The organism is Mycolicibacterium sarraceniae, assembly GCF_010731875.1.
Taxonomy (GTDB): Bacteria; Actinomycetota; Actinomycetes; order Mycobacteriales; family Mycobacteriaceae; genus Mycobacterium; species Mycobacterium sarraceniae.
This window is the reverse complement of record NZ_AP022595.1, coordinates 2,629,659-2,639,482: the sequence shown is the minus strand read 5'-3', so window position 1 is coordinate 2,639,482 and position 9,824 is coordinate 2,629,659. Positions and strand designations below refer to the sequence as shown.

Here is a 9,824-nt window from a genome sequence, read left to right as displayed (position 1 = left end):
AGCGCCCTCAGCCGGGTCAACCAACCGTTCGGTTAGCCCGATGTCACGTGCACCGGCAGGGTGTCGTCCCACGGCTGGCGGTCGACCATGTCGACGACGTTGACGTAGCCGGTCTCGAACTCCCCGGTCGCGGCGTCGACAAGCCGGTAGGCCTGCCGTTGCCGGTGGATCGGCTGACCGTCGAGCAGAACCACGCGGACCTCGCCGGGCTCGAAGTGGCAGCGCGTCTGCATGGCGGTGATGAGCTGTTCGTTGTGCATGTGCCCGTCGCCGAAGTTCCAGCCGATCGCCATGCTGCAGATGCGCTCCCCGTCGGTGATCGAGTAGTCGTCCTCGTTCTCGCCCGCCATGGCGCGATGTGCCAGGGTGAACAGCGCCTTGCCGTGAGTGTTGAAGGCGCGGAACGCATATCCCATGAAGAGCGGGATCTGCGCGGCTTCCTTGCTGCCGTAGAACTTTTCGAGCTGGGCGGCCGGCATGTTGGCGATCGTCACCAGGTTCTGCTCGATCTTCGCTTCCGCCGAGGGCTTCACACACCACAGCGTGGTGTCCCAGTTGCCGGCGTAGTAGCGCATACCGGGCAGGAAGGAAACCTTGCGCGGCACCACGTTTCCGAGAAACACGGTCGTGGCCAGGGCCAGGAAGAGCAGGATCGGCCACGGTGTGGTGATATCGGTGATCCCGATCTGGGCGTGCGCGACGAACAGCGACAGCACCGAGAAGATCATGAACACGTTCCACTCCAGCGGCACCCCCATCGGGATGGCCGACAGGATCCCGAAGTGGAAGCAGACCATCACGATCGCCGCGATCGTCGTCGGCCAGCCGCCGTGCGAGAAGAACAGTGCCAGCGGCACCAGCCCCTCGATGGCCGTGCTGATGTGCGCCACGATGTGCGACATCCGGCCGGGCCGAAGGTCTTCGGGAAACTTCTTGAAGAACATCCGCTTGAGGAACCGGGGGCGCACCACCGGGCTGTTGGACATCATCGTGGAGATGACGAACGGGAAGTGCCGCGTGAGTTTGGACGTCGCGGCACCGATCCAGATCGCCATGCACACCAGCTTCAGCGCGATGATGACGTCGACACCGGCGAACAGGAAGGCGACCGCGAAGGCGCCGTACACCTCACCGCGGGCGGCCAGGAAGATCACCTTGTCGCGCAGGCCCGCCAGGGCCAGCAGCGCGACGACCGCCGCGATCTGCCAGGTCGGCAGTAGACCCACGGTGGTGCCCAGCTCCGGGATGGGCCCGGTGCCGTCGGAGAACAACGCGACCAGGATCATCAGGATCAACGCCGCGTACAACACGATGTCAACGGGGCCGCGGCTGTCACCCTTGGTCAGCGGCACCAGGTTGGGCCAGGGTGGGAGGCGAATTGTCTTGGGGCGCAACCAGTAGATGATCGAGCCCATCGGCGGCCAGAAGCGGTTATTCAGCGGGCCGAACCCACAGCCGAGGCCGACGACCTCGAAGAGCATCGTGTAGAGCACGGCCTTTTCGTAGACGATCGGCTCCGACCACCACGATCCGATATTGGTGAACCCATCGATGCCCTTGGTGGCAAGACCGAACAGGGCGCCGACGAAGACGTAGAGCAGGATCTTGACGACGTAGAACAGGTGCAGTGCCGCCGGGGTGCCAAAGCCGACCTCGGCCCAATGGCGGGCCATCGGCTTGATCCGCTCCGCGCGCGTGCCCTTGCTCCACGTCTCGAAGTCGATGACGGGCACTTCCTGCTTCAGAAACCCCATGCCGACGAGATTAGAACGCGTTCTAGTGCGGCGGGAAGGAATTCCCGCGCGTCGGGACTGTGCCGAGACGGGTCTTGCCCGCGAGCATCAGGATTTGGCGGGCGGGCGGTAGAAGATCGCCAGCTGCCCGATGCCGCCACCGAGTCCGAGCACCACCGCGATCAGCAGACCGCACCAGCCGTACAGCCAGTGGTAGACGCTCGTCCCGTGGAACAGCGCGTAGTCCAGGCTGTACTTGCCGGCTCCGGTCGCGGCGAGCGCCACGGCCGCGGCCGCCAGCACCACGTTGTACTCCCAGCCTTCTTTGACGATGAAGAAGCCGTTGTGCCGGTGCACTGTCCATGCCGCAACCAGCATCAGGGCCACGAACCCAGCCGCCGGAATGGGCGTCAGCAGCCCGAGGGCCAGGCCGATACCGGCAGCCATCTCAGTGCTGGCCGCCACCCGCGCATGGAAGGCGCCGGGCTTCATCCCGATGCTCTCGAACCAGCCGGCGGTGCCCTTGATCCGGCCGCCGCCGAAGAACTTGTTGTAGCCGTGCGCGGCCATGGTCACGCCGAGCACCACGCGCAAAAGAAGGAGACCGACGCTAAAGGCTTGATGGGAGGCAGTCACGGGAGTAAACCTAAAGCATCAACCCCGGTGCTGGGCAGATGCCTAGCCGAGGTGGGAAATGACGGGCAGGCTATAGCTCAGGTCGCCACTCTCCATCCAGTGCAGCAGAGGCGACAGGCCCTCGTCCGGCGGCTGCGGCATGTAGCCGCGGCTGGTGGTGCCCGGAAGCGGCTGATCGCACTGGCGCATCCGCAAAACGTTGGCCCACAGGTAATCCTGGACCCGGGCCATCGTCTGCAGGTTGCGCTGGTCGGCGAAAACCTGCACATCCTGGGGATCGGGAACGTAGCCCAGATCGATGGCGCTGATCTGCGCGTATGGTTTCATCACGTAGCTGCCTGACCACCGCCGAGACCGTGATCACTGTTTTGGATAAGTGGTTCTTTGCTGTTCATGCCCGCCATCGCCTCGCACCGCCAGCGCCGCCCGCAGCCGTTCCCAGTAATCGTCGATGTCGACGTTGTCCGGATCGGCGTTGACGCTGACCGCGATCAGGTCGCCGAGGCCGTGCACACCGTGGGTCAGGCTCATCATCGGCGACAGCGAGGAGAAGCCCGCGGCGAGCAGGACCGGGAACCCGCCGAACGATAAATCGGCCGGCCCGCGATTCACACTGGACACCACGGTGTTCCCGGTGACGGTGTCCGAACGCGCGTTGGGATCGAAGTGCCCCACACCCCACCGCAACAGCGCGGCGGGGATGGCAGCGGACGCGGCGGCCGATGCCCGCATCGACGGGTGCTCGCCACGGCGGCGCTGGGCGGCCAATTCGGCGCCGATCAGTTCCGCGCGCCGGACCCGGTCCACATCAGCGTGCAGGCTGATGCCGACATTGCGAAAGTTATTGTGCGAAGCGGGATCCTGCTGCCCCGCCATGGTGACTTCGGCGCCCAATGCCGAGGTGTCCTCGCCGCGCGCGGTCAGATACCCCGCGAGCGCCTCGGCGACGGCCACCAGTACGGCGATCGTCACGGTGGGCCGCGAAAGCTGATCGCGCCGCAGTACCAGTGTCCGCACCACCGGCGTGGCGCGGGGCTGGCGATTGATGCTGAGCAACGGGCATCCCGGAGCGGGAGCCGGTACCAGTCCCGCCTCGGTGTCGCGCACCAGCATGCGATGCGCCCGGGCGGCGGCGACGCCGCGTACCGGCAGGAAACCACGTCGGCCCGAAGCCGGCACCGCTACTGGTTGTGGGCGCCCCAACAGCGCGCCGCCCAATGCGGTGCCGCGGCTACCGTCGGCGAACGCGTGGCCCGTCTGCAACACCACCACCGAGCCCACCCCGCGAGCCCCCGGAATTCCCATAACTCGCGGGTAAATATTTGCGCGCCAGGTCATTTGGTGAAGATCCAGCGGGTCGGCGCGCAGCCCAACGGCGGCCTCCAGGCTCCCCTGCCAGTCCAGTCCCTGCGGATGGTGAATGACGAACTGATCGGTACCGACCTCACCGCGGCTCCACCGCGGGTATCGCCATCTGCCCGCCTCGACCGCCCGCAGGCGCAGCTCGTCGCACGCCTGCGCGCGCTGCCGCAGCTCATCGACGGCCGCTTCTGGAGTATGCGGTGCGCCATTGAATGCGTACACCACGATCTGATCGTTGGGAATCACGGCTGACATCCACAGCATCTGCGCGTCCACCGCGGTCATCGCTCTGCCGGCAGCCATGTTGACCATTGTCTTACGCTGGCATGATGCTGCCACCTCCTGGTCCCAGCCGCGCTGCGCTGATCACCGGAGCCTCTTCAGGCATCGGCGCCGAGATTGCCCGGGAACTCTGCGCCCGGGGCCATCACGTCATCCTGGTAGCTCGGCGCACCGAAGCACTCACGGCGCTCGCCGAAGAGCTCAAGGGGCCCAGTTCCGTTGTAACAGCTGATCTTTCCAAGCCCGCCGAGCGGGCCGCCCTCCCCGACCGGGTGGCCGACCTCGGCCTGGAGGTCGACATCCTGGTCAACAACGCCGGGCTGTCCACCACCGGTCCGGTGTCCGCCGCCGATCCCGCCGCGGAGATGAACGTCGTGGAGGTCGACGTTAACGCGGTGGTCGACCTATGTACCCGGTTCGTGGCCGGCATGGTCAATCGTCGCCGCGGCGCGGTGCTCAATGTCGCCTCGCTGGGTGCGTTCGGACCGCTACCGGGCCAGGCCGTCTATGGCGCAGCCAAGGCCTTTGTGCTGTCCTACACCTACGCGCTGCGCGAGGAGCTCAAGCCCAGCGGCGTGACAGCCACCACGCTGTGCCCTGGTCCGGTCAAGACCGGGTTCGGTGAGGCTGCCGGCATCTCCGACGCGGACGCCGAAGCCGCGCTGCCCAAGCCGCTGTGGGTGTCGGCCGACGATGTCGCCAAAGCCGCGGTGGACGGACTGGCGGCGGGCAAGCCCATCGTCGTGCCGGGGCGACTCAACCGCGCGGCGACGTTCGTCTACCAGCTCACACCCAAGCGACTGCTACTGCCGATGCTGGCCGGCAGCCACCCCAGCCTCAAGAAGAAGTAGTAGCCGACAAGAAGTCGACGATCAGCCTGCCGACCACGTCGGGCTGTTCGAGTTGCAGGAAATGCCCGGCGTGCTCGACGATCGCCACCCCGCTACCCGACGGCAGAACGTCACGCACCCACGGCGTGAATTCCGGTGTCATACAACCATCGTCGTCGCCGTGCAGGTACAGGGTCGGCAGCCGCGGCGGCTCGAGCCACCGGGGATGAAGTTCGGCGTAGCGCGCCGGCGGGCGGGTGTTGCGGATGGTCGCCCGGTAGGTGCCCAGAGCGGCGCGCCACCGATCCGCGGAGCCGATCGCGGCATCAACGTGGCGCAGGTCCTCGGCGGCGTTGTAGCCCGGCGACCAGCGCCGCCACAGCAGCGGCACGATCCAGGACGAGGAGCGCTCCGGCAGGAACGGGAGCTGGAAGTAGCTGATGTACCAGCTACGCACGAACTGCCGGGGCAGCAGACCGAGCAGACGCCGCCGATTGGCCAGCGGCTTGCCAACCCGTGGCCGCAAGGCCGCCGAAGGCGGCACCGACATCACGACCGCCTTGACAAACGGGCTACCCGGCAGCGCGGCCAGGCCAGTGGCGGCGATGGCACCCCAGTCGTGGCCGATGACGATATCGGCGTCGGTCGGGTCACACGCGGCACGCACCGCAAGCGCGTCCGCCATCACCGCCCCGATGTGATAGCTGCCGTCGGTGGGGATCGACGAGGGCACGTAGCCGCGCATGAACGGGGCGATGACGCGGTAACCGGCTGCCACCAAATGCGGTGCCAGTTTCCGGAAGCCGTACGCGGTATCGGGAAAACCGTGCAGGCACAACGCAATCGGGCCGTCGTCCGGCCCCCAACTCAGTGCACGCAGCTGGACCGCCGACGCCGAGACGTCAATCCAGCGTGACTCCATCATCGAACCCCCGTTCGCTAGACCGGATCGAACCCCGAGATGAGCCAACGGTCGCCCACCTTGTCCAGAGTGACCCGCACGCTAGAAGCCGTGTTGGTCGGTGCGTCGGTCCCCATCACGACGGTCTGGTTCACGAACAGCAGCACCACCGCATGGTCAGCCTTGGCGGACACCAGCGCCGCGGCCGGAACCTGAGCCACCGCCGAGATCTTCTTCTCCTTGGCGCCCGGGATGACGACGTTGTTGATCAGCTGGGTGTAGGCGTCCAGGAAGCTGCCCGTGAGCCGGTCGCGCGCCGCACCGAGATCCTTGTCGACGGTCTCGGCCTTGTAGCTCAACAACGCGACGGTCGAGTCCTTGGCGACCTGCACCGAATCGGTACGAGCCCGGTCGACGTCGCGCCGAGCGGAATCCTGCCAGCCCAGATAGCCGGTGCCCGCCGCCAGCAGCAGCCCGAGGATCGCGAGCACCGAGACGGCCGACACCGCGGCCACGCTGACACCGCGCTTGGAGGGTGCTTGCGCGGGGGCGATCGTCTCGACGTCGCTGTCGGTGAGTTCGACCGCGGTGGTCTCCGCCTCGACGACCTCGAGGTCGGGGGCGTCGGATTTGTCGTCAGCGGTCACGGTACGAACTCCACTTTCGAAACCTTCGCTTGGTCGTCACCGGTCTTCTTGACCGTCAGACGCATCCGCCAGGAGCGGGGTGGTTGGTTGGCGGCACCGGCATTGGAGGTGGTCACGGTGACGGCGACCAGCACCTGACCTTCGCTGCCCGTCACCGACTCCAGCCCGGCCTCGGTCACCTGGCCGTCGGATTTCGACTGTGCCTGCTTGACCACCTCGATGAACGGCTGAGACCGCTTGGCGAAGTCGTCGTAGAACGCATCGGTAGCCGAGTCGAGGATGCGTTGCACATCCTTGTCGGCCTCATCGAAGTGGATGGTGGTCAGGTTGAGCGCACCCTGCCGGCCGACGCTGACGAAGAGCTCGCGCAGATGGTCATCCTGCTTGGCCTCATACGCCCGGTATCCCAGCCAGCCGACAACCCCGCCGAGGGCGAGCACCACAACCGTCGCGATGATCAGCGAGACCAGGACAACGCGGGACCGCGCGGGCGTGGCCACGAGCGACACATCCTCGACAACGTCGTCGCCAGCCTCGGTGGCCTCGACTTCTTCGGCCGTCTTGACCTCTGCTGGCGTGGCGGCCTCGTCCTCAGGCGCGGCAGGCTCGTCAGCCATTGTTCTCCCTCTACGGCACTACGGGCCGGTTCACCCGCTGGGGCGAAAGGCTACCCGTAAGACCCAGTGAGGCCGGTCACGGGTTCGCTGCGGCAGCCTCCAGATTCGCGATGACGATCGTGCGCATCCCGAGCATTTCGGTGGTCGCGGCGGCAGCCCGAGCCGGGTCGGGGTCCGACAGCAGCTCGTAGAACCGCATCGCTTCCTCGTGGTCATCGTCGAACCACAGCGACAGGGTGATGGCACGGGGGTCCCCTCTATTAGGGGTGCGAAAGGTGCCGACGGGGTTGACCGGTCGGGGTGCCGACGGTCATCGCTAGCACCGCTAGGTAACGTGCTGTTCACGTTCGGTCGAGAGGATGCCCGTGAGCAGCACGAATACCGTTGAGTTCCGCGGCGATAAAAACCTCACGCTGGTGGCCGACGAATGGAACCGCGGCGCGCCCGAGGCGGGTGACCGCCCGACGATCCTGATGTTGCACGGCGGCGGCCAGAACCGCTTCTCGTGGAAGAACACCGGGCAGGTGCTGGCCGATCAGGGCTTCCATGTGATGGCGCTGGATGCCCGCGGGCACGGCGACAGCGACCGCGCGCCCGACGCCGATTACAGCGTCGATGCCTTGGCCACCGACGTTATGGTGGTGCTCGAACAGATCGGCCGGCCGGTCGTCCTGATCGGGGCGAGCATGGGCGGGCTGACCAGCATCCTGGTCGCCGAGCAGGCCGGACCGCAGACAGTGACCAAGCTGGTGCTGGTCGATGTGGTGCCGCGCTTTGAAAAAGACGGCAGCGCCCGAATTCGGGACTTCATGTTCAGCAACGTCGACGGCTTCGAGAACCTCGAGCAGGCCGCCGACGCCATCGCCGGGTACCTGCCGCATCGCAAGCGGCCGAAGAACCTCGACGGCCTCAAGAAGAATCTGCGGCTGCGCGACGGCCGCTGGTACTGGCACTGGGATCCAGCGTTTCTCACCGCCCCGAAGGACGATCCCTTCGGCCGGGTCGAGCGCCTCGAGCAGGCCGCCATCGATCTGACGATTCCGATCCTGCTGATCCGCGGCAAGCTCTCCGATGTCGTCAGCGCCGAAGGGGTGCAGGACTTCCTGGCCAAGGTGCCGGACGCGGAATTCATCGAACTCGCCGATGCCGGCCACACCGCTGCCGGCGATGACAACGACGCCTTCAGTGAGGCCGTCGTCTCCTTCGTGACCCGCTAGACCGGCCTGATCAGCTGACCGCCGGTCAGGTTGCGCGTGTCATCGCGGCTGGTCACGTTCAGTGTGAGGTACATCCGGTACAAGTGCCCTTCGACCGTGCGTGTCGACACGACGAGGCGCTCGGCGATCTCACGGTTGGACCACCCGCGGACAACCAGGCGGGCGATTTCGAGCGCACGCGGGCTCACCGGCAATGGTTGCGAAGTAGCCCACAGCGCAGGGGTTTTCAGCCCGCCACGGGCGAGTTCCCGACCCCGTCGCAGGACGGGCCAGGTCCGGCTGTCCCCCACGGCCGAAGTTCACGCAGCCCTCAGTGCTGACCCGGCGGATTCGCTCAACGTTTCACCACGACGGCCCGAACCGGTTCGCTCGCCACGACGGTGAACGGAACAGTAACCGGAAAATCGTCGCTGAGCGAGCCGATTTCGCAGCGCCCGATGCTGGTGGCCAACGCGAGCGTGGCCTCCAGCATGGCGAAGTGGTCACCGATGCAGGACCGCGGGCCGGCGCCGAAGGGCAGGTATTGATATCGGTCGATCTGCTTGGCCCGGTCCGGGTGAATGGCACGGATGAATCTGCTCTCGTAGTGGGGAGGCATCATCAGTTCAGGATTCCCGATCGGAGGGCGGCGCAGGAGTGGGTTGGACGATCGCGGCGGCGGTATTGGCGGTGCTGGCCGCGGCCGAGGGCATCGCCCTGGTGGTGCTGCGCGCGCGGTTGCAGGCCAGCCAGCGCGACGCCGAGGAGATGCGGGCCCGTCTGGACACCCGCACGATGCTGTGGACCGGCGGGCGGGAGGCCGTCAAGCAGGTCTGGCAGACCGCCAACCTGGTGCGCACCCAGGGCTTCGGCGGCGCGGTCCGCTCCTCGATCGAGGAACTCGCCGACTGGGCCGACGTGGAACGCCCGGACCTGGCCCGGCTGGCCCCGGGCGGCGAGTTGGTGGTGATGTTCTCCGATATCGAGGAATCCACCGCACTCAACGAACGCATCGGCGACCGGGCCTGGGTCAAACTCATCGGCAGTCACGACCGGCTGGTCCGGCGGCTGGTGAAGGCGCACGACGGGCACGTCGTCAAGAGCCAGGGCGACGGCTTCATGGTGGCCTTCGCCGAACCCACGGCCGCGGTGAGCTGTGCCGTCGCGATGCAACGAGAATTCAAACGGGACGCAAAACGCGCGCGGCACAACAGTATTCGGGTGCGAATCGGGATCCACATGGGCAAGTCGGTGCTGCGCGGCGACGACGTGTTCGGCCGTAACGTGGCGATGGCCGCCCGGGTCGCCAGCCAGGCCGCCGGCGGCGAGATCCTGGTGAGCGAATCGGTGCGCACCGCAGTGGGCGATCGGCAGCCCTTCGACCGAGGGCGCGACGCCGAACTGAAGGGGTTCAGCGGAACCCACCGGCTCTACGCGGTGGCCTAGTTCTTCGCGGCCTCGGCGTGCCGTTGGTGCAGCCGATTACGAATCTCATCAGGGGTGTAGGCCTTGCGCTTGCGCTGGTCCCGCGCGACGAGAACACCACCGGCGACGACGCCGGCCGCACCGGCCAGCCCGATCCACTTCCAGATACCGCGCATGCGATCACATTATGCTGCG

Annotated in this window: 12 protein-coding genes and 2 pseudogenes; 3 read left to right on the top strand and 11 right to left on the bottom strand. The window is 66.7% G+C overall.

Annotated features, from left to right (window positions below):
* Positions 1–32: 32 nt before the first annotated feature.
* From G6N13_RS13305 to G6N13_RS13290, 4 genes are all read right to left on the bottom strand, one after another.
* A complete protein-coding gene (locus G6N13_RS13305; protein WP_163697669.1) occupies positions 33–1,754 on the bottom strand; it encodes a DUF3556 domain-containing protein in 1,722 nt (573 codons plus the stop codon).
* Between the two features lie 87 nt (positions 1,755–1,841).
* Positions 1,842–2,303 carry a DoxX family protein gene (locus G6N13_RS13300; RefSeq protein WP_235678071.1) on the bottom strand — a complete coding sequence of 154 codons (462 nt, stop codon included), beginning with the start codon at positions 2,301–2,303 and terminating at the stop codon, positions 1,842–1,844.
* Positions 2,304–2,411: 108 nt separating this feature from the next.
* The gene (locus tag G6N13_RS13295; RefSeq protein ID WP_163697665.1) at positions 2,412–2,696 is read right to left on the bottom strand and encodes a hypothetical protein; all 285 of its coding nucleotides are present in this window, start codon (positions 2,694–2,696) and stop codon (positions 2,412–2,414) included.
* A gap of 33 nt (positions 2,697–2,729) precedes the next feature.
* Positions 2,730–4,034, bottom strand: a complete 1,305-nt coding sequence (locus G6N13_RS13290) for a DUF1298 domain-containing protein (protein WP_235677751.1) — start codon at positions 4,032–4,034, stop codon at positions 2,730–2,732.
* 23 nt (positions 4,035–4,057) lie between these two features.
* On the opposite strand from G6N13_RS13290, the gene G6N13_RS13285 reads away from it, so the two are divergent.
* Entirely contained in the window at positions 4,058–4,864 is an 807-nt protein-coding gene (locus G6N13_RS13285; protein ID WP_163697663.1) for an SDR family NAD(P)-dependent oxidoreductase, read from the top strand.
* Here the strand turns inward: G6N13_RS13285 and G6N13_RS13280 are convergent.
* From G6N13_RS13280 to G6N13_RS13265, 4 genes and pseudogenes are all read right to left on the bottom strand, one after another.
* Entirely contained in the window at positions 4,851–5,768 is a 918-nt protein-coding gene (locus tag G6N13_RS13280) for an alpha/beta fold hydrolase (protein ID WP_163697662.1), read from the bottom strand. The genes G6N13_RS13285 and G6N13_RS13280 overlap by 14 nt on opposite strands.
* Before the next feature lie 14 nt (positions 5,769–5,782).
* Complete coding sequence (locus G6N13_RS13275) at positions 5,783–6,391, bottom strand: Rv1363c family protein (protein WP_163697660.1); 609 nt, start codon at positions 6,389–6,391, stop codon at positions 5,783–5,785.
* Complete coding sequence (locus G6N13_RS13270; RefSeq protein WP_163697657.1) at positions 6,388–7,008, bottom strand: Rv1363c family protein; 621 nt, start codon at positions 7,006–7,008, stop codon at positions 6,388–6,390. Before G6N13_RS13270 ends, G6N13_RS13275 begins: the two co-directional genes overlap by 4 nt.
* 76 nt (positions 7,009–7,084) lie before the next feature.
* Positions 7,085–7,204: pseudogene (locus G6N13_RS13265) on the bottom strand (VOC family protein); the annotation flags it as partial.
* Positions 7,205–7,373: 169 nt separating this feature from the next.
* Between G6N13_RS13265 and G6N13_RS13260 the strand changes: the two are divergent.
* A complete protein-coding gene (locus tag G6N13_RS13260; RefSeq protein WP_235677750.1) occupies positions 7,374–8,225 on the top strand; it encodes an alpha/beta fold hydrolase in 852 nt (283 codons plus the stop codon).
* Here the strand turns inward: G6N13_RS13260 and G6N13_RS13255 are convergent.
* Together G6N13_RS13255 and G6N13_RS13250 are read right to left on the bottom strand one after the other, a co-directional pair.
* The gene (locus G6N13_RS13255; RefSeq protein WP_235677749.1) at positions 8,222–8,413 is read right to left on the bottom strand and encodes a response regulator transcription factor; all 192 of its coding nucleotides are present in this window, start codon (positions 8,411–8,413) and stop codon (positions 8,222–8,224) included. The two genes, G6N13_RS13260 and G6N13_RS13255, sit on opposite strands and share 4 nt — an antisense overlap.
* Before the next feature lie 146 nt (positions 8,414–8,559).
* A pseudogene (locus G6N13_RS13250) lies at positions 8,560–8,781 on the bottom strand (cytochrome P450); the annotation flags it as partial.
* Positions 8,782–8,861: 80 nt separating this feature from the next.
* On the opposite strand from G6N13_RS13250, the gene G6N13_RS13245 reads away from it, so the two are divergent.
* The gene (locus tag G6N13_RS13245) at positions 8,862–9,650 is read left to right on the top strand and encodes an adenylate/guanylate cyclase domain-containing protein (protein ID WP_163697649.1); all 789 of its coding nucleotides are present in this window, start codon (positions 8,862–8,864) and stop codon (positions 9,648–9,650) included.
* Here the strand turns inward: G6N13_RS13245 and G6N13_RS24125 are convergent.
* Positions 9,647–9,805, bottom strand: a complete 159-nt coding sequence (locus tag G6N13_RS24125; protein ID WP_170310448.1) for a hypothetical protein — start codon at positions 9,803–9,805, stop codon at positions 9,647–9,649. The genes G6N13_RS13245 and G6N13_RS24125 overlap by 4 nt on opposite strands.
* Between the last annotated feature and the right edge of the window lie 19 nt (positions 9,806–9,824).